Origin of the sequence: Vibrio sp. M250220, from assembly GCF_036533795.1 — a bacterium.
Taxonomy (GTDB): domain Bacteria; phylum Pseudomonadota; class Gammaproteobacteria; order Enterobacterales; family Vibrionaceae; genus Vibrio.
In genome coordinates, this window is the sequence record NZ_JATABI010000029.1 from 1 (window position 1) to 20,339 (window position 20,339).

At 46.0% G+C, this 20,339-nt stretch carries 17 protein-coding genes and 2 pseudogenes; 9 read left to right on the top strand and 10 right to left on the bottom strand.

The window, feature by feature from the left end:
- Positions 1-134: pseudogene (locus QTN94_RS11280) on the top strand (IS630 family transposase); the annotation flags it as partial.
- A 672-nt stretch (positions 135-806) separates the two neighbouring features.
- On the opposite strand, the gene QTN94_RS11285 reads toward QTN94_RS11280, so the two are convergent.
- From QTN94_RS11285 to QTN94_RS11300, 4 genes and pseudogenes are all read right to left on the bottom strand, one after another.
- Complete coding sequence (locus QTN94_RS11285) at positions 807-1,925, bottom strand: hypothetical protein (protein WP_331427693.1); 1,119 nt, start codon at positions 1,923-1,925, stop codon at positions 807-809.
- Positions 1,926-2,136: 211 nt separating this feature from the next.
- A pseudogene (locus QTN94_RS11290) lies at positions 2,137-2,639 on the bottom strand (HipA N-terminal domain-containing protein); the annotation flags it as partial.
- Positions 2,629-2,919, bottom strand: a complete 291-nt coding sequence (locus QTN94_RS11295; protein WP_138972931.1) for a helix-turn-helix domain-containing protein — start codon at positions 2,917-2,919, stop codon at positions 2,629-2,631. The pseudogene QTN94_RS11290 and the gene QTN94_RS11295, both read right to left, overlap by 11 nt.
- Before the next feature lie 658 nt (positions 2,920-3,577).
- Complete coding sequence (locus QTN94_RS11300; RefSeq protein WP_331427694.1) at positions 3,578-4,003, bottom strand: phosphate-starvation-inducible protein PsiE; 426 nt, start codon at positions 4,001-4,003, stop codon at positions 3,578-3,580.
- A 349-nt stretch (positions 4,004-4,352) separates the two neighbouring features.
- On the opposite strand from QTN94_RS11300, the gene gmk reads away from it, so the two are divergent.
- From gmk to recG, 5 genes are all read left to right on the top strand, one after another.
- A complete protein-coding gene (gmk, locus tag QTN94_RS11305) occupies positions 4,353-4,976 on the top strand; it encodes a guanylate kinase (protein ID WP_138972929.1) in 624 nt (207 codons plus the stop codon).
- Positions 4,977-5,140: 164 nt separating this feature from the next.
- A complete protein-coding gene (gene rpoZ, locus QTN94_RS11310) occupies positions 5,141-5,413 on the top strand; it encodes a DNA-directed RNA polymerase subunit omega (protein WP_004410883.1) in 273 nt (90 codons plus the stop codon).
- A 40-nt stretch (positions 5,414-5,453) separates the two neighbouring features.
- Entirely contained in the window at positions 5,454-7,565 is a 2,112-nt protein-coding gene (spoT, locus tag QTN94_RS11315) for a bifunctional GTP diphosphokinase/guanosine-3',5'-bis pyrophosphate 3'-pyrophosphohydrolase (protein WP_331427695.1), read from the top strand.
- A 67-nt stretch (positions 7,566-7,632) separates the two neighbouring features.
- On the top strand, positions 7,633-8,316 hold the full coding sequence (gene trmH / locus QTN94_RS11320) for a tRNA (guanosine(18)-2'-O)-methyltransferase TrmH (RefSeq protein ID WP_331427696.1): 684 nt from the start codon (positions 7,633-7,635) through the stop codon (positions 8,314-8,316).
- A 325-nt stretch (positions 8,317-8,641) separates the two neighbouring features.
- Complete coding sequence (gene recG / locus QTN94_RS11325; protein WP_331427697.1) at positions 8,642-10,720, top strand: ATP-dependent DNA helicase RecG; 2,079 nt, start codon at positions 8,642-8,644, stop codon at positions 10,718-10,720.
- 101 nt (positions 10,721-10,821) lie between these two features.
- On the opposite strand, the gene cysQ is transcribed toward recG, so the two are convergent.
- From cysQ to QTN94_RS11345, 4 genes are all read right to left on the bottom strand, one after another.
- Positions 10,822-11,649, bottom strand: a complete 828-nt coding sequence (gene cysQ / locus QTN94_RS11330; protein ID WP_138972925.1) for a 3'(2'),5'-bisphosphate nucleotidase CysQ — start codon at positions 11,647-11,649, stop codon at positions 10,822-10,824.
- A 60-nt stretch (positions 11,650-11,709) separates the two neighbouring features.
- The gene (nudE, locus tag QTN94_RS11335) at positions 11,710-12,258 is read right to left on the bottom strand and encodes an ADP compounds hydrolase NudE (protein WP_138972924.1); all 549 of its coding nucleotides are present in this window, start codon (positions 12,256-12,258) and stop codon (positions 11,710-11,712) included.
- 123 nt (positions 12,259-12,381) lie between these two features.
- The gene (gene nfuA / locus QTN94_RS11340; protein ID WP_138972923.1) at positions 12,382-12,969 is read right to left on the bottom strand and encodes a Fe-S biogenesis protein NfuA; all 588 of its coding nucleotides are present in this window, start codon (positions 12,967-12,969) and stop codon (positions 12,382-12,384) included.
- 86 nt (positions 12,970-13,055) lie between these two features.
- Complete coding sequence (locus QTN94_RS11345; protein WP_331416677.1) at positions 13,056-13,760, bottom strand: ComF family protein; 705 nt, start codon at positions 13,758-13,760, stop codon at positions 13,056-13,058.
- A 59-nt stretch (positions 13,761-13,819) separates the two neighbouring features.
- Here QTN94_RS11345 and bioH point away from each other — a divergent pair, with 59 nt between their 5' ends.
- Entirely contained in the window at positions 13,820-14,626 is an 807-nt protein-coding gene (gene bioH / locus QTN94_RS11350) for a pimeloyl-ACP methyl ester esterase BioH (RefSeq protein ID WP_331427698.1), read from the top strand.
- 110 nt (positions 14,627-14,736) lie between these two features.
- The gene (locus tag QTN94_RS11355; protein WP_138972921.1) at positions 14,737-15,207 is read left to right on the top strand and encodes an ATP-dependent Lon protease; all 471 of its coding nucleotides are present in this window, start codon (positions 14,737-14,739) and stop codon (positions 15,205-15,207) included.
- A 100-nt stretch (positions 15,208-15,307) separates the two neighbouring features.
- Here the strand turns inward: QTN94_RS11355 and QTN94_RS11360 are convergent, their stop codons facing one another.
- Positions 15,308-17,626: a Tex family protein gene (locus QTN94_RS11360; protein ID WP_331427699.1), complete on the bottom strand. Its 2,319-nt coding sequence runs from the start codon at positions 17,624-17,626 to the stop codon at positions 15,308-15,310.
- A 225-nt stretch (positions 17,627-17,851) separates the two neighbouring features.
- Here QTN94_RS11360 and QTN94_RS11365 point away from each other — a divergent pair, with 225 nt between their 5' ends.
- Positions 17,852-19,738 (top strand): ATP-dependent zinc protease family protein, encoded by a 1,887-nt coding sequence (locus QTN94_RS11365; protein ID WP_331427700.1) that lies wholly within the window; start codon positions 17,852-17,854, stop codon positions 19,736-19,738.
- A gap of 61 nt (positions 19,739-19,799) precedes the next feature.
- Here the strand turns inward: QTN94_RS11365 and greB are convergent, their stop codons facing one another.
- A complete protein-coding gene (greB, locus tag QTN94_RS11370) occupies positions 19,800-20,279 on the bottom strand; it encodes a transcription elongation factor GreB (protein WP_331416673.1) in 480 nt (159 codons plus the stop codon).
- Between the last annotated feature and the right edge of the window lie 60 nt (positions 20,280-20,339).

The following is a 20,339-nucleotide window of genomic DNA, read 5'->3' on the forward strand; positions in this document are numbered from 1 at the left end:
TACATGAAACAGTAACTCGGAATCATCAATGCAAAGCAATGTGGCAACTATTAAAACGGGTTCGAAACTTTATGGATAACATTTCATCGTTTCCCAGCGGTGGTCATGGAGTACAAAAAGTGAAGCATAATTAGGATCAGCTATTTAGCGGTCTTGTCAGCTTTATACTTCAAACCTTGCCAAGTACCTATGTTGACTGACGGTACACTACAAGGCGACAAGCCCACACAGGGGTCATCGCCTTTTTAGTCATCCAAGATGCTGCCTTTCACGCAGTACATACGTGGGCGGGTGTTGTCGGGCATCGCCCAGTAGCGAGGCGATTGTCATCGTCTAACCAGTGCAATAAATAGCCGCCCCTTGTTTTCAAGAGAAGTGTCCCCCTGCGGATCGCGGGTGCGTGCAGCTTTCTGATGGTACAGCTAACAACCTGTCCCAGTATTTACATAATGCCCCAAGTAATTAATGCTCTGTGGGCAGGGTTGGTGTGTGGCTAAATGGCATGAATTAAGGCTTTGCCCATACTGCCCCAAAAGCCCAAGTATGTAAGTACCGAAAGCCATCTCACAACGAAAAAGTCTTGCTCAACTAGAACACCACAACACTTTTATGCGCGTAAAAGTGTGTAATGCAAGTCGAGCACTCGTCCATGCGTTTACTGAGCTGGAAAACTCAGCGGTTAGAGGTCTACACAAAGTGACTTAAAAGGTAACAATCTGTAGACTTTTGGGTGGGCTTACAACCTTTCAATCAACCCTCAATCAGCTTTTTGCTAACGTCATTTGGCCAGCCTATCGCCTCATCGTTTAAAGCAAATCACTCAAACGATTTAACAGTGCTTTACGGCTATTATTCGCCACAACAAAGCGCTTAAAACGTTGTTCAAACGCTGCTTCATTCGCTTTGAACTGATAGGCTTCAAACAGCTGATGCAGATAGCGTGACGCCGCATCGTAACCACTGGCGCATGTTCGATCCGCTTGCTCTTGTGATTGCTGCCAGTAGTGCTCACGCTGATTGTAGATATCCGTCAACGCTTTTTCTTTTTCCGCTTTTTCGATGGCTAATTTTTTAGCGAGTGCTGCGGCTTGCTCTTGCTGTAACAGACTTTGCGCTTGCTCAATGAAAGGAGAAATGACGGCAGGGGTTAACCAGTATTGATAGATCTCGTCTATGTTGGCAGGTTCTTTTCGCGTCAGCGCTAAGGCTTGGTGACGGGTTAGCTGGCCTTGCTCAAACAACGTGCGTAATAGCGTGTCTTTCTCTGCTTCCGAGAGATTATGGCGCCACGCATCAAACGTAAGCTGAGTTTGTTTGGCTTGGTGACTGGGTTGTTCGGTCAGCACCATGGCGAGCGCCTTAACCAATGCTAAGGGAATATCATACAGTACCGCAAAGGCCTGCAACTCTTCACTGAGGTGTTCAAAATCGAATTTAATCAACGGCATTCGCTCAACGTCATCATTAAATTCAAACGCTTTGAGCCACATGAAGTACACAAGGCGCCAATCCCCTTGCATTAACCCACTGCGTAAAGCAGCTAAATGCAGGAAAAAGTCGTCAGCATCTTCATCGTCAAAATATTCGTCATACTCCTCGATGGAAAAAATCAGCAACTGCCACTCATCGCTTTGATGCACATAAAGCCCATCTATTGAAAAGCCGAGTAACACATCTGGAAGCGTTCCAGCTGGTAGCTTGATGTATACATCGATTGAGCCCCAATCGGCATAATAAAAACCGATATCGAAGTATTTTACCATCAACTCAGAAGGCTCTGCCTTTAAGTCACTGTAGGTGTAATACACCTGAAAGGACGTAGCGCTGATCTCGGCACGGCTTGAAATCGATCTGAGTGCTTGGCGTGCTTTAGCATCTAAATACCCATCCAGACGCTCGAATTTATAGTATTGATATTCGCTCACGAAGACCTTGCTATCTATTTATTGTGAATTGAAAAGTTTGTTTTAATAAAGGCAGTACCTGTACCGTTCTACCAATAAGTTCCGTGTTTAAAAAACGTCTTGGATCAATGCTCACAAATCCCCAAAACTGTAAAAATCGCTCAATAAACCGTGATTCGATGAGCATGCTTAGGTTTCTTTCCGGCGAGAAGTAATTATCTGCTGGGAAACCCTGTTGCGTATGCCCATCTAACTCATCATGGTTGTCGTCCATATAGTCTGACATTGAAGCATCGAACAGCGTTTGCGCTTCTAAGCCCAAGGTTGCTAAATCAATATCCGCATGCGTGGTGGCTGAAAGCTCAGACACCGGAGAAAAAAACAGCGCTCCCATGCCTTTATCACCGACAAAGGCTAACCTATCCATCGCTGTTAATTGATTAGGCAGAATGCCCTGTTGCCGGAAAATACGATCTTGTAACAACATGCCCCAGCCATCGGGCAAACAATCTCCAAATACGCCATGTACACCTTGATGCGGCGCTTTAGGTGCGGCTTGAACTTGTGTGCTCGACTGCAAGGTAAACGGTGATAAATTGCCAAACTGCTGCAAATAGCTGTCTGCATACTGGAAAAAACACCTTGCCGATTCTGCGCCAAGACCCCAACAGATATCTGTTCACCTGAGCTTAGCGTACGAGTAACATTAAGCTTCTGAATCGGTTTAAAACTCATCTTTTAGCACCTCATCGATACTCGTGGGTATAGTGGCGCGCTCTTTGTTAGGCTCAGTGAGTTGATAGAGCCTATCTAGCGAGTCAAGTGTTTGCCAAAGCAACAACAATTGGCGAAATGAAATTTGCCCGGTCAACTCAAACTTCTTAATGGTGGCCGCAGGTACACAGCTTCGCTCAGCAAGCGCCGCTCGTGACAGCTTTGCCTGCTTTCGTAACTCGCGCAAATAAGCTGCATAGGCTTGGCTGACGTCGGTATCATCAAGTAAGGTAAAATTCATCCGCAAAGACCAAATGGGTACAGTTATATCCATTATAGCGAAATAAAACAGCAAATGGATATTATTGTATCCATTAGCGAATAGCAACCAAGACCAACGCCAGCGGTTGTGATAAAACGTCTTGATGGCATCATCTAATTTGTCAGGTTCGGTGAAGTCAAAACAAACGGCTCCGCCAATCTTCTCCGGCAGTTGCTCTATGGATTCAGCATAAACAATTTGATCAAACTCAGTGGTTTGCTGAGGCTGATTTCCAATCCAATATAGGAAGGTAGTAGAAGGCAGACATCGTCTCTAAACAGTAGTGGAAATGCGTGTGGTGCATTTGTAAACACATAACAACCGAACCTTGATGATCAGACTAAGTCTAGCTCACAGTCTGAGAGTCTATCGTGAAATATACTTTAAAGAACGTCGTACCATCACTAAATTAAACTATTGGTGTAGCGGCAGCAAATTGTGTGACGGCAGATTAGGACACAAGAAATATCTCACATGTGAGACATGCGATTATTTTATATTTGCATACAAAAATTTAGCTTTTTTGAGATCTTAAGGAAGCAAAAACGTAACCTGAGACTTACGCTTTCACAGCGCTAGAAGCATAGATGTTTGCTCCTAGCCTGAGGATGCAAGAGATGAAGAAGTGGATTAGTGTCTACTCATCCTTCTCTTCTGTCGTGTGATCAACATAAGGCCAATAGTGATGACCAACTCGAATCACTAAAGTGGCAGCTGCTAGAATAAATGCAGCAATAGAAAGCCAAACAACGAGAGTCGCATCAAGCTCCTTCATACCTAATGTGATGTAACGAGCTATTGCCATCATAGCAATGTATATAGGATAGCGTACAGGGATCTTACCGTTCATCACGAATTGTTTCACCATAGCCAGTACTTCTAGATAGATGAACATCAATAGAATGTCTGTCAGTAAAACACGTTTCTCAGTAAAGACATGAACAAACTCTTCCACCATAGCAAACAAGGTCGCTAACGTTATCGCAATCAAGAGGACAGCTTCTAAAACGTGAAAACTCTTGAGAAATGGTTTACTGAAAGATTTAGGTAGATTGGAAGGCATAACCTCTTTTCTCGATAAGACACTAAGTAGAAAGCAGTTTATCACGACGGTTAATAAATTGTGCCAGATCGTGTTCATCCTTTAGTTGATTTCTAGCACCCCAGATTAACGCCATACTTAAGCCACAAATCAATAAGTCCAAAAGCCTAAAACGTGCATGAAGCCTTGGGGTTTATAAGGGCGGTATTAAGGTCTGCTACTTGTTTCTGAATGATAGATTATGCTACTCTTCGCCTCCATTTTTCTGGCCTAAATTTAACCACTTCGGTGTTTTAGTGGGTCAGTGCTATCTTTAATATGTCAGTCATTAGATACTGACGGTCATCAAACCAAATATGGAATCGTCCCTATGGGTAAAGGCACTCTCTATATCGTATCTGCACCAAGCGGTGCGGGAAAATCTAGTCTGATTTCGGCCATGCTAGAAACCAACCCAACCTACGCGATGAAAGTGTCGGTATCACATACAACTCGAGGTATGCGTCCAGGTGAGCAAGATGGTGTCCACTATCACTTTGTACAAAAAGAGCTCTTTGAAGAGCTGATTGAAAAAGGTGAGTTTCTAGAATATGCAGAAGTATTCGGGAACTACTACGGCACCTCTCGCGTTTGGATTGAAGACAACCTAAAAAAAGGCATCGATGTTTTTCTAGATATTGACTGGCAAGGTGCTCGTCAGATCCGTGAACAAATGCCATTGGCAAAAAGCCTATTTATCCTGCCACCATCAAATGGTGAACTAGAGCGTCGCCTTAACGCGCGTGGTCAAGACAGCGATGCTGTGATTGCCAAGCGTATGGCAGAAGCGAAGTCTGAAATTTCACATTATAGTGAGTACGACTACGTGATCGTTAATGACGATTTCGACAACGCACTAATGGATTTTAAGGCCATCATTCGCGCAGAAAGATTGAAGCAAGACAAGCAAGCTGATAAATATAAAGGCATGCTGGATGCTCTTTTAGCTGAATAAGTTGTAGTTTCGAGCTTCGAGTTTCGAAAAGATAATAGTTCCATTAACCAATAGGCGAGAGTTTCAACAAACCAGTGGCTCGTAACTAGTGACTAGCATCTAAGCCACTCTACCTGTATAATTTCTCGTCATTCAAAATTTAAGTTAACTAATTTGGAGTTCTCATGGCACGCGTAACTGTTCAAGACGCTGTTGAAAAAGTAGGCAACCGTTTCGACCTAGTTCTAATTGCGGCACGCCGCGCTCGTCAAATGCAAACTGGTGGCAAAGATTCACTAGTGCCAGAAGAGAATGATAAGCAAACGGTTATCGCTCTGCGCGAGATCGAAGAAGGTCTTATCACTAAAGAGATCCTTGATGCACGTGAGCGTCAAGAGCAGCAAGAGCAAGAAGCCGCTGAACTAGCCGCTGTTAGCAGCATCGCTCACAGCCGTTAATTAACGCTTCTCTATAACAACTATCTTCCGAGCCTAAAATTTGTATCTATTTGATAGCCTCAAAGACGTTGCCCAAGAATACCTAACAGAGCCTCAAATTGAGGCTCTGCGTCAATCTTATGTGGTAGCGAAAGACGCCCATGAAGGGCAAACCCGCTCTAGCGGTGAACCATATATCATCCACCCTGTTGCTGTTGCTCGTATTCTGGGTGAAATGCGCCTAGACATCGAGACGCTACAAGCCGCTCTGCTGCATGATGTCATTGAAGACACTGAAGTCACCAAAGAAGAGCTCGAAGCTCAATTTGGTAATACGGTTGCAGAACTTGTGGATGGCGTTTCTAAGCTTGATAAGCTTAAGTTTCGCGATCGCAAGGAAGCTCAAGCAGAAAACTTCCGTAAGATGGTGCTTGCCATGGTGCAAGACATCCGCGTTATTCTCATCAAACTCGCTGACCGCACACACAATATGCGCACTTTGGGCGCGCTTCGCCCAGACAAAAAACGCCGCATCGCACGTGAAACTCTAGAAATCTACTCTCCTCTGGCACATCGCCTTGGTATTCACAACATCAAAACCGAACTCGAAGAGCTAGGCTTTGAAGCGCTCTACCCAAATCGCTATCGCGTATTAAAAGAAGTGGTAAAATCAGCGCGTGGTAACCGTAAAGAGATGATTCAGCGCATCCACGATGAGATTGAAGGTCGCCTCGAAGAGGTAGGTCTGAACGCGCGTGTATTTGGTCGAGAGAAAAACCTCTTCTCCATCTACAACAAGATGAAGACCAAAGAGCAGCGCTTCCATACCATTATGGATATTTACGCATTTCGTGTGGTCGTTGAAGATGCAGACACTTGCTACCGAGTGCTAGGTCAAGTGCATAGCCTTTATAAGCCTCGCCCAGGACGTATGAAAGACTACATCGCTGTACCAAAGGCTAATGGCTACCAATCCATTCACACATCAATGGTTGGCCCTCATGGGGTACCCGTAGAAGTGCAGATCCGTACTGACGATATGGACCAGATGGCGGATAAAGGTGTCGCTGCGCACTGGTCTTACAAAGGCAATGGTGAACGTACTGGCACAACCGCACAGGTCAAAGCACAACGATGGATGCAAAGCCTATTAGAACTCCAGCAAAGTGCGGGTAACTCTTTCGAATTTATCGAAAATGTAAAATCAGACCTTTTCCCTGACGAGATTTACGTCTTTACACCGAAAGGCCGTATTGTCGAACTTCCTGTCGGCGCAACTGCGGTAGACTTTGCTTATGCTGTACACACTGATGTGGGTAATACTTGTGTTGGTGCACGTGTCGATCGCAATCCATACCCGCTTAGTAAATCGCTGAAAAACGGTCAAACGATTGAAATCATTAGCGCTCCAGGTGCTCGTCCGAATGCTGCATGGCTAAACTATGTGGTAACTTCTCGCGCAAGAACTAAGATCCGTCAGGCTCTCAAAACCATGCGCCGTGAAGAGTCGATTACGCTTGGTCGTCGTTTACTAAACCACGCTCTTGGTGAACGCTCTCTATCGGATGTAAGCGAAGAGAACATCGCTCATGTTCTCGGTGACCTAAAAATCGCAACAATTGAAGATTTACTTGCTGATATTGGTCTGGGTGAACTGATGAGTATCGTTATTGCCCGTCGACTGTTAGGCGATGCCGATGAACTTACTGAAGTTGATAATGGCAACAAGAAAAAGCTGCCAATCCGTGGAGCTGAAGGCATCTTGCTCACCTTTGCCAACTGTTGTCACCCTATCCCAGATGATCACATTATTGCTCACGTATCACCTGGTCGCGGCCTCGTGGTTCACCGTGAAATGTGTCCTAACGTACGTGGATATCAAAAAGAGCCTGACAAGTACATGGCTGTTGAGTGGTCGAAAGATTACGATAAAGAGTTCATTACCGAAGTGACGGTAGACATACAAAATCGTCAAGGCGCATTGGCAGAGCTGACTAACGTTATCTCTAAGACCGGCTCAAACATTCATGGTCTGTCGACCGAAGAACGAGATGGTCGCTTGTATACAGTCACGGTATTGCTCACGACCAAAGATCGCGTCCATCTTGCAGGAATTATGCGTAAGATAAAAGCGATGCCACAGACGCTAAAAGTTCGTCGACGTAAGAACTAAGACTCCGATTTGATTATCCACTGCCCTTGAAATCACCGTTTCAAGGGCTTTTGTTTTGTATAAGATTATGAATTTAGAACGCTACAACCGCATCCAACAAGTACTTAAAGCTCGTCAGTCTGACCTGACTCTGTGCCTTGAAGAAGTCCATAAGCCCAATAACGTCTCAGCGATTATTCGAACCGCAGATGCGACGGGCATTCATAAGATTCATGCTGTCTGGCCAAACAAAATGCGAACACTTAGCCATACTTCAGCAGGTGCACGTAACTGGGTAGATGTCGAAACCCATGATTCAATCGAGCAAGCAATCAGCGAGCTTAAATTTCAAGGAATGCAGGTTCTGGTGACCAATCTGTCCGAATCAGCGGTCGACTTCCGTGACATTGATTACACCAAGCCAACCGCCATCATTCTGGGCAGTGAGAAAGTAGGCGCTTCTGAGCAAGCTAAGGAAATGGCCGACCAAGACATCATCATCCCTATGGTTGGTATGGTTCAGTCGCTCAACGTATCTGTCGCTAGTGCCGTCATTCTCTATGAAGCACAACGCCAGCGCCAAGCAGCGGGTATGTATGACAATGAAATCAGTTCCGTTCCTGAAGAAACCATCAACCACCTGTTATTTGAGCGCGGACACCCTGTGCTCGCGAAAGTAGCCAAACGAAAGAAATTGCCTTACCCGCCTCTTGATGACCAAGGGCAGATTGTCGCAGATGACGAGTGGTGGAAGGAAATGCAGAAGAAGTAGCGAGTAGCAAGTAGCAAGTAGCAAGTAGCAAGTAGCGAGAAAATCTTGGGAGGGTTGACATTGCATGCCAGCCCTTTTCCCTTAAATTCAGATAATTAGACTAAAAGATTAGCCGGCGCTGCCTGCAATTTTCGACTCACTCACCACAAGCTCCTTTCGAAGGACGAAGTACGATCTCGATTCTCGGAGCGAAGCGTTCTAGATTCTCTCAGGGCGCAGCCCGATCTTCGCCCTTCATTTTTTCCTGTACAAAAACACAGTCCAATGGTTAACTATTAATGCTGATAGCCTTACTAACCGATTGAATAACTTAGCGAGCTTAGTTATGTCCCAACTCTTATCTGCCATTCCCCTGACTTCACTGACTGGCGTCGGTGCCAAAGTCGCAGAAAAGCTTGCTAAAATAGGACTCAACTCCGTCCAAGATCTGCTTTTTCATTTACCTTTGCGTTATGAAGATCGCACCCGAATCTATCCCATCGTTAAATTGCATGCAGGCCTATGGGCAGCAGTGCAAGGAACCGTGATGAGTGTTGATACACTGTTTGGGAAACGGAAAATGTTAACGGTCAAAATAAGTGATGGAAACGGCACAATCACCCTGCGCTTCTTTAATTTCACTGCGGCGATGAAGAACAACTTTAGCCAAGGTAAGATGGTTCACGCCTATGGAGAAATTAAGCGTGGAGGTTACGGTCTAGAGATTGTTCACCCAGACTACAAATTCTATGCACCCAATCAAACGGCTGAAGTTGAGCAGACTCTGACCCCTGTCTACCCGACTACAGATGGCCTTAGACAAATTACACTACGTAACCTAGCGGATCAGGCGTTAGAGCTACTCGATAAAAGCGCCGTTCAAGAGCTGCTTCCTAGCGGACTCTATGACCATCAAACAACGCTAGCTCAAGCACTTCACACCATTCATCGACCACCTCCAAGTATCGATCTGGAGCAATTTGACCAAGGTAAACACCCTGCACAAATTCGCCTCATTATGGAAGAGTTATTGGCACAGAATCTCTCTATGCTATCTGTGCGTAGTAAAGGACAGCAGGATGCGGCACTACCTTTACCTGCCAGCAATAAGTTCAAACAGCAATTACTTGATCAACTGCCTTTTTCACCCACCAATGCTCAAACACGTGTCGTACAAGAAATAGAACAGGACTTAGAAAAAGCACACCCAATGATGCGCTTGGTACAGGGAGATGTTGGGTCTGGTAAGACTTTAGTTGCTGCCCTTGCCGCATTACGCGCACTTGAGCATGGTTATCAGGTTGCGCTAATGGCACCAACGGAACTGCTCGCGGAGCAACACGCGCTCAATTTTGCCAACTGGTTGGAACCGATGGGCATAAAAGTCGGCTGGCTAGCAGGAAAACTAAAAGGCAAAGCCAAAGAAACTGAACTGGCTAAGATCGCCAGTGGAGAAGCACAAATGGTCGTGGGCACCCACGCTCTGTTTCAAGAACATGTGGCATTTGATCACTTAGCGCTTGTGATTATTGATGAGCAACACCGTTTTGGTGTTCACCAGAGGCTTGAACTGCGTGAAAAAGGCGCCAAGCAAGGCGCCTATCCGCATCAGTTGATTATGACGGCTACGCCTATTCCACGAACTTTAGCCATGACCGCTTATGCGGATCTAGAAACATCAGTCATCGATGAACTGCCTCCAGGTAGAACGCCGATTCAGACCGTAGCGATACCCGATACGAAACGCGATGACATCGTTAATCGTGTACGAAATGCCTGCCTCAATGAAGGTAAACAAGCATACTGGGTCTGTACCCTGATTGATGAATCTGAGGTCCTTGAAGCACAAGCGGCCGCGGACACCGCGGAAGAGCTACAACGAAAGCTACCTGACGTAAAAATTGGCTTGGTACATGGACGAATGAAACCGGCAGAAAAACAAGCTGTGATGCAGGATTTTAAAGACAATAAGCTCCATCTGTTAGTGGCAACTACAGTCATTGAAGTTGGTGTAGATGTGCCAAACTCAAGCTTGATGATTATCGAAAACCCAGAACGTCTAGGTTTGGCCCAACTTCACCAGTTGAGAGGCCGTGTTGGACGTGGTAGCGTCGCAAGCCACTGTGTTCTGCTCTATCACTCACCACTATCGAAAACCGCTCAAAAACGCTTAGGTGTGCTTAGAGAAAGCAACGATGGGTTTGTGATTGCACAAAAAGATCTGGAAATACGCGGTCCAGGCGAGTTACTCGGGACCAAACAGACAGGAATGGCGAATTTCAAAATTGCCGATTTGGTACGAGATCAACGCTTAATCCCCGAAGTTCAGCGTATCGCACGCCATATTCATGACAACTATCCCGACAATGCCGCCGCAATCATAGAACGCTGGTTAGGAGAGAGGGATGTGTATTCGAAGGCGTAAGAGAAGAGCTACGAGCTACGAGCTACGAGCTACGAGAAGTTATCGTAGAGAGTAATCATATCAAGCTCTCCTTCTCGAAGCTCGCGGCTAGAAGCTTGAAACTAGTCTTTAACTTGCAAAATCTCATCCCACGGTAGGCTCTCATCACCTAGCACGATAAAATTCGGGTTCTCTAATGTATCTCGTTCGTTGTATGACAAGGGTTCAAGGAGCGTACTTAAAATTCTTCCCCCCGCTTCCTCAACAATACACTGAGTGGCCGCTGTATCCCATTCACCCGTCGGACCTAGACGCAAATAACAATCCACAGCCCCTTCAGCAACTAAACATGCTTTAAGCGCAGCTGAGCCAAGAGGAATCAAATCATAGTTCCAACTACTGCTCATTCGATTGGTAATACGGTTAATATCCTGACGGCGACTAATCGCGATCGCAATTGGACTCGCCTTACCGTCATGTTGATGAGCCTTAATACGCACACTTTCGCTAAGATCCGGGATCTTCCACGCGCCTTTGCCTTGATAGGCGTAATAAGTAACACCTGAAACAGGGCCATAAACCACTCCCATAACGGGCTTATGGTTCTCCACCAGCGCAATAATGGTCGCAAAGTCTCCACTACGGGCAATAAACTCTTGTGTACCATCGAGTGGATCCACTAACCAATAGCAATTCCACTGTGAACGCTTCTCCAGACTAATGTCTGCCGCCTCTTCTGATAAAACTGGGATATTAGGGGTAAGATCAGACAGTTTCTCTACAATCAGCTTATGCGCGGCGATATCTGCGCTGGTAACAGGCGTCTCGTCACTCTTGGTGTACTCTTCGTACTCTTTTTTCTCATAAATATCGAGAATCAATTGCCCTGCTGAACGAGCAATCTCTATCACTGCAGGTAAATGATGCGAATAGTCTTCTGTTATTGGCATAAAAAATCCTTAGCGCTCTACGTATCTGCTTCCCTGTTGTCTAAATTGAAGGGGCGTTGATTATGGTTTTAGTCTTTGTAGAGCCAGCAACAACGCAGTAATACTCCGCGCTTCACTAAAATCGAGGTGCGTTAGCAACTCTTCAGCTTGTGCTAAAGGCCAACGAACCACTTCTAACGGTTCAGGTTCATCACCTTCCAATTGCTCTGAGTATAGATCCTCTGCAATGAATAGGGTCATTTTGCTGGAGAAATAGGATGGGGCAAGCACCACCTCTTTTAAAGGAGTAAGTTTATGAGCACCAAAACCTATTTCTTCTTTCAATTCACGCACAGCCGCTTGTTGCGGTGATTCGCCAGCATCAATCAGTCCTTTCGGAAAGCCAAGCTCATAACGCTCAGTTCCTGCGGCATACTCACGAACAAGTAAAATATCCCCTTGCGCTGTCACAGGTACCATCATCACAGCATTGCGACCACTAGGTTTCATTCGTTCATAAGTGCGCGTTTCACCATTACTAAAGCGGAGATCTAACGCTTCAATTGCGAATAATCGTGATTGCGCGACCGTATTCTTGGCCAGAATTTCTGGTGGAGTCCTTTTAGCCACAAGCTTGATCCTATGCAAAAATTGAAGTTCTTAATATATGAGAAATTAGTCCGCTTTGAAAACAAAAAAAAGGGTCAGCTCAACGGCCAACCCTATGTATTTCATTCGGTTTAAATAACGTAATTAGTAGTAAGAATGCTCACCACGATCGTGTTCCGTTGCATCACGTACGGCAGACAATTCACCTTCAAACTGTTGTAGCAGTTCTTTCTCGATGCCTTCTTTAAGTGTTACGTCAACCATTGAACAACCATTACACCCACCGCCAAACGCAACAATTGCAATGCCATCTTCGGTGATCTCAACAAGATTTACGTGACCGCCGTGGCCAGCAAGCTGTGGGTTCACTTGTGTCTGAATGACATACTCGACACGCTCAACGAGCGGTGCATCATCAGAGACTTTGCGCATTTTAGCATTAGGCGCTTTAAGAGTAAGTTGTGAGCCCATTTTGTCGGTGACAAAATCGATCTCTGCATCTTCTAGAAATGGAAGACTTAACTCATCGACATAAGCAGAGAAAGCGTCAAAAGCTAGCTCAGTATCCGTAGCTTCAACGGCTTCAGGTGGGCAGTAAGAAACACCACACTCTGCATTCTGGGTTCCAGGGTTAACAACGAATACACGAATATTAGTGCCGTCAGGTTGCTGTTCCAATAGGTTAGCAAAGTGTTTTTGGGCAGTTTCAGTAATAGTAATTGTATTTGACACGACGAATACCTGAGTAATTTTGTAGGCTATTAGTTGACCATTCTACTCCTGAAAGCTGAGAGATCTAGCGTTTTAGTTAAATTCAGCTAACTTGCGGGTTCAGGAGTCCGACAGATGCAGTAAATATCAACGGTTTTGACTCCGGCTTCAAGCAGTAGTTTGCATAAATGATACACTGTACTACCTGTGGTGAGAACATCATCAACAATTGCCACATGTTGCGTGAGGGCTTGTTGACCTTGCAAAGCAAACGCATTGAGTAAGTTCTCTTTTCGTTCAACTCTACTTAATCCTGCTTGCGGTGGTGTTGCTCTTAATCGCCTAAAAAGAGGTTGATAAGATACGTTGAGTTTGCGGGCTATCGCCTGCGCCAGCAAATCACTTTGGTTGTAGCCGCGCACCCAATAACGTCGCCAGTGCATCGGCACACTGGTCACTAGTTGTGCTGGTTGTTCAATTCTTGCCGCCAGCATAGAAGACAATTGACCACTCAACCAAAATTGCCCTCGGTACTTATAGCGATAAACGTAATTGGATAGGGGAAACTGGTAATCTCCGACGCAATAGACTCGTTGCCAAATGGGTGGACGCTTGAGGCACTCACCACAAGCTAACGCCTCGGTAACCATAGGCAAACCACAACGCAGACAACGTGGTAAAGGCTCAAAATATTGGCTGCAATGTCGACAGACACCTTTAATCTCTGTCGTCGAGTCCACTTCCAGCGAGCATATACCACAATACACAGGTAACAGGTCCGCGATGTATTTTCCTACCCTTTGCGCTAACATACTCCAACTCCAAACAACGACGACATTCTAATTGTGGCGATAGAGTAAGGATTTTAGGGATGGAAAAAGTGGCAGAGACTGAGAGCAAAACCGAAGCTTTATATTGGCACAGTTGTGGCGAAGGAGCGGATATCGTCCTCATTCATGGCTGGGGAATGAATGGCGCAGTTTGGCAACAAACCGTGACTGAACTCAGCAAGCATTATCGCGTGCACGTCGTTGACCTACCAGGGTTTGGCCATAGCCACCAATCCAGCTTCATCAACATGGACGATCTTGCCCAGCAAGTGCTTGCTAGCGCGCCACAACACGCGACTTGGATCGGCTGGTCACTAGGTGGCCTCCTAGCAACACATATTGCGCTAAACCACCCCCTACGAGTCACCAGACTGATCACTGTCGCAAGCTCACCGAAATTTGCCGCTGAGCGTCCTTGGCGAGGTATTCAACCCAATGTTCTTAGCGCCTTTACTGAACAGTTGGTCGAGGATTTTCAACTTACTATTGAGCGATTTATGGCATTGCAGGCAATGGGCAGTCCATCTGCAAGACAAGACGTAAAGCAGCTTAAAAAAGCCGTGTTATCGCGCCCTACTCCCAACCCAGATGCGCTGCTGGCTGGGCTCAAACTCCTAGCAGACATTGACTACCGAGCGGAACTAGGACGACTGACGATTCCCGTTCTTCGCCTATATGGGCGGCTAGATGGATTAGTTCCAATCAAAGTCGCCAGTGACGTGGAGCGCTTAATTCCACACAGCGACCAATATGTCTTTTCTGACTCCTCTCACGCCCCTTTTATGACGGAGTTGGGTAACTTCTGCCAGCAAGTGCTGCTTTTTGTTTCTCAAGACACCCAAAAATAGGGTTTGTGCAACAAATTGTAAACGTCGCTAAACATCTGACTAAATTGGTCGATAAATAGACTAACCGAACGGGGTGACAACTCTCTAGGTTGGGCGTGAGGAGATAAAATATGCTCGTATCACCTACGAACGTAAGTGTTCCACTCATCGCCCCATCGGTTAATGTGCAAACGGAACAAGCGGCACGCGACAACAAAGTTCGCGAACCTGTTGCTCCTACGATTGCATTGACCAAGAGCAACGCAGAACGAAAGGTAACAGCGGACGATAAACGGCGAAAGCAATCATCATGGGATCCTTCTGAGCACCCAAGCTATGAGGCGGAACAAAGTGGTGAAGCAATTTCGCTCTATCAGGAAGAGCCCAAGGACACACTCGAAAGGCTATTTCAGTTGCTGGCGCTAGACAGTTACAGCGAACATCAAGGTAAAGGCTACGCCATGCGTTTTCGCTTGCCGAAACGCATAATCGATGCGGCGATAACAGAAGGGAAAATGGCTAAACGTAGAACCGTAATTAAATTCCATTACGGCGATGCGGTTGCTCCCAATACACCTTCTGATGTAATTGCGGTGTTGTAGTACTCAATCGAGGTTTACTTCGATTAAGTAATGCCGAAAAAATCCCCGCCAGTATCTCTACTGCGGGGATTTGCTTTTTCTCTTACTTGTGGTGACTCAATTAGCGTTTGGCTTTGGCAAAGGCTGCGGCAAACGCACCACCCATCGCATTGTTCTGTGACTCATCACGACGACTTTGGCTACCCTGTGTCTGGCGCTGCTGCCCACGCGGCGACGCAGAACGCTGAGCTCGATTGTCTTGTCCCGGCTCATCATTGAGACGCATAGAAAGCGCGATTCGTTTGCGTTGAACATCGACTTCCATGACCTTCACTTTAACAATATCACCGGCCTTGACCACTTCACGCGGGTCAGAGACAAAACGGTCAGTTAAAGCAGAAATATGAACCAAACCATCTTGATGAACACCGATATCGACAAAGGCACCAAAGTTAGCCACGTTGGAAACCACGCCTTCCAAAACCATTCCAATCTCTAAGTCGGATACCTCATTAACGCCATCAGCAAAGGTCGCCGTCTTAAACTCTGGACGAGGGTCACGACCTGGCTTATCAAGCTCTTTAATGATGTCAGTAACCGTTGGCACACCAAAGTTTTCATCGGTGTAATCCACCGCATGCAGACCACGTAGGAACTGAGTGTCACCAATCAGAGCTTTGATATCTTTTTGGTTTTTCTCTGCAATGACTTTAACGACTGGATACGCTTCTGGGTGAACAGAAGAGGCATCAAGCGGGTTCTTACCATCCATAATACGCAAGAAACCAGCACACTGTTCAAAGGCTTTAGGCCCTAAACGTGCCACTTTTTTAAGGGTCGAGCGCGCTTCAAAACGGCCATTCGCATCACGATAATCAACGATGTTTTGTGCAATAGTGCTTGATAGACCTGCAACTCGAGTAAGAAGTGCCGGCGATGCCGTATTGACATCAACACCCACCGCGTTCACACAGTCTTCAACTACCGCATCAAGTCGTTTAGCGAGCATCGACTGACTCACATCATGCTGATACTGACCAACACCTATAGATTTAGGATCGATTTTCACTAACTCAGCAAGCGGGTCTTGCAGACGACGGGCGATAGACACCGCGCCCCGCAATGAAACATCAAGATTAGGGAATTCATTCGCCGCCAACTCAGATGCAGAGTAAACCGAAGCGCCCGCTTCGCTGACCATGACCTTCTGGACTTTAAGATTGCCACGCTTAATTAGATCAGCCACGAAACTGTCCGTTTCACGTGAAGCAGTACCATTGCCAATCGCAATCAAGTCAACATTGTATTTACGTACCAAAGCATCAACAATTTGCGCCGATTTATCGTACTGTTTTTGCGGAGGATGAGGATAAATCGTTTCTGTCGCCAAGACTTTACCAGTCGAGTCTACAACCGCAATTTTGGAGCCAGTACGTAAGCCAGGGTCAAGGCCCAATGTCGCACGAGGACCAGCCGGAGCCGCCATTAACAAGTCTTTGAGATTAGTGGCAAACACTTCGATGGCTTCAATCTCTGCGCGCTCTTTCATCGCGCCCATCAACTCGGTTTCCATATGCATAGACACCTTGATGCGCCATGCCCAACTGATCACCTGTTTGCGCCAAGCATCAGCTGGAGCGCTACTTAATGAAATACCATAGTGGTCACTAATAATCGTCTCACAATACGATTGACGGACACCTTCATCTTGCGCCGGATCTGCGTTCATCGCCAAGGTTAAGAAGCCTTCGTTGCGGCCGCGCAACATCGCCAATGCACGATGCGAAGGGACTTTGTTTAGGGCTTCATTGTGCTCAAAGTAGTCTTTAAACTTCTCACCTTCTTGCTCTTTTCCTGCGACAACACGAGATACCAACTCAGCATTGCGGTTAAGGTGGTGACGAATTTTTTCTAGCAAGTTCGCATCTTCTGCAATGCGTTCCATCACGATCGCACGAGCGCCATCCAACGCAGCTTTAGTATCTTCAATGCCGTTCTCGGCAGAGATGTAACCCGCCGCCTCAACTTCGGGATCGGTTTGCGGCTCATTCCACAGTTTATCGGCTAGCGGCTCAAGTCCCGCTTCAATCGCAATCTGTCCCTTAGTGCGACGTTTTGGTTTGTACGACAGGTAAAGATCTTCTAGGCGAGTTTTACTATCTGCCTGATGTATTTCAGCTTCTAGCTCAGGCGTCATTTTTCCCTGATCCTGAATCGACTTCAGGATAGTTTGGCGACGTTCGTCTAGCTCACGCAAATAGGATAAGCGACTATCTAGGTTTCGCAGCTGAGTATCATCTAAACCACCCGTCACCTCTTTACGATAACGCGCGATAAACGGAACGGTATTACCATCATCAATCAGGTTAACAGCCGCAGTGACTTGCTCAGGGCGAACATTGAGTTCCTGAGCAATCAAATTACAGATAGCTTGGCTCATCCGTTGAATCTCTTTTCTAAGTTAAACGTCTAATATATTGGGGTAACAAAGGTAAAAACCAACACTTTTTGCTACCGCTAGCAAGGTTACGCAATAGTTAGAACGATAGGTTGGCAATTGTGTGAAAGTTATGTCAGAACTATTGCTATCATTCGAACTAAAATTTGAAAATTGGAACTAACTTCGTTCAAGTCTTTGAACGAACAATGAATATATGGAACCACTATGAAAAAAATCTTGCTGGCCTTTTCTGTATTATCCGTTTTCTTTTCGTCACTCTCTATCGCGGATAATAGCTCTCTCAATTCCGCGCTGAGTGCAACGACACAGCATCCTCTTTACACTCTTGAGGATAAATTGGTGCTGGGTCGAGTAGAAAGTGTCTACCTTAGTGATGTAGAGCCGCTAAAAACGATAGCCTTTGCGGGCAAGATTGATACGGGTGCGGATACCACCTCAATGCATGCCACCAATATTCATGTGTCCAGTCGCCATCCAGATTTTAGTCAATTGCGCGATCAAAAGTTAATGAAAGCACTCATTGCTCATCCAGCAATTGATAACGTTCACTATGATAAGTGGCATGCAGGGCTGTTTGCCCCTTATCAAGTCAGCGTGTCTTTCACCATCACTCACCCATACACTGGTGAGGCTATAGAAATTACTAGACCGATTACTCGTGTCAGCGTGATTCGAAACCGAACTCAGAAGCAGCCAATCTTGCGACCAACGGTCACCCTACCTCTAACCATTGCAGATAAAACGGTAATGACGGAGGTAAACTTAACCGACCGAAGCCAATTTTCCTCTCCGATTCTGATTGGCAAAACCTTCCTTAGCAACAACGCATGGGTTCTTGCTGGATATGACTATCTACAACAGCAAAAACAGGCCCAGCTTCTCGGTCGGGCAGAAACGGTCACCATCGCAGGTATCCAACAAAAGATTAGCTACTCACTCCATAGTAACTACAGCGTTTTGCATGCCAAAGACGTCAACGTAGACTCGAAGACTCAACGGGTGACCTTCACAATCGAAAACCGCCAAGGCGAGAAAAAAGCGCTGACGCTACCTGTCATTAGGCAACTCAGTGTCGGTGGCAAACCGCGTCCAATGGTGTTTGTACCAGTAGACAATCCCAATCAACCGACTCAATACTGGCTGGTCTATTTGAGTGACCGAAGTCAATATGGATCTCAACTGCGATTAGGCAAAGAGACGTTGAATCGACACTTTATGGTTGATACCAAACAAAAATCCTTACTGTCTGGCAGCCCTAAGTTCTTCAACCCTCGCTCTAAGGCAATGCAAGTTTCAGGCAGCGAAGCTATCGATTTAGATGGCGTTATCTTAGAAGCTCAACCATCTTTGACGGTCAAAACACCGCTACTCAAAGTCAGCAGTTTCGAGATGTTCGATAAGAATGGCAAAGACTGGGTGACCTACTATCTGACCAACCATGAAGGGGAAGCCAAGCAGTTTTCAAAGCCTATCAACAAAAAACTCAAGGTAGGCGACTCTATTCGCCCGGTGGTATTCGGTACCTTCATGCTCTACGGAGAACCGGTGGAACTTCCTTATGCGATAGACGTGTTAGATGAAAATGAGTCAGAAGATTACTTTGTCATCGGCCAGAAAATGTCAAAAGATGGTGTACTCATCAATACGCGCAGTGAACACCTACTTGATGTTTATCCACTGTTTAAAGCCGGGCATATTGAGGAGGCTTTAGTCGAAGGTATGAGTATCCCTGTGAAGCTAGACACTGGAGCCGACGTCAGCTCCATCAATGCGCAAAACATCAAGTTGTTTAAACGCAATGGTCAGCAAATGGTGAGCTTTACCTATGAAAACGATCAGGGTGTCAAACAGGATTTCACTCGTAAAGTGCTCGATAACATGACGATTACAGCCAAAAAGGGCGAAGAGGCGACAACACGGCCTGTTGTCGAAATGCATGTATCGCTTGGCCATCTTGAGAAAAACATTCGCGTCAATTTACAGGATCGGAGTCGTTTCCATTACAGCATGATTTTGGGTAAGAACTTCCTCAAGTATGGGGCCGTAGTTGCCAGCGAAAGCAACTATCTCGTTAGTGAACCTGCTCAATAGAAACAGAAATAAAAAGTCCCGCTATATATAGGCGGGACTTATACTGTGGGTGAAACCTTCCTTAATCAGCTGAGTAGCAAATGCGATTCACAAACCACTCTTTGTCACCATCGGGCGTTTTCACACTGAATTCATCATCAACTTCTTTTTTAAGCAACGCACGAGCCATCGGAGAATCAATCGAAATATACCCTTTGGCGTCCCCATAAATTTCATCAGGCCCCACGATACGGAATGACTTGACCTCACCAGCATCATTTTCGATTTCAACCCACGCTCCAAAAAATACTTTGCCTTCCTGCTGGGGCGAATAGTCAACCACCTTAACCTGTTCGAGTCGCTTTCTCAGATAACGAACGCGACGATCAATCTCTCGCAGGCGTTTCTTATTGTACTGGTAGTCTGCGTTCTCACTGCGGTCACCAAGACTCGCAGCCCAAGTCACTTTTTTAGTGACCTCAGGGCGCTCTTCCCTCCACAAAAAATCAAGCTCGCGCTTGAGTCGGTCGTAGCCTTCTCGGGTTATTAGGTTTGTTTTCATATTTTTGACGTTATTAGATTGAAGTTACGATATACATTAGCTAAAAAGGAAATAAACGTT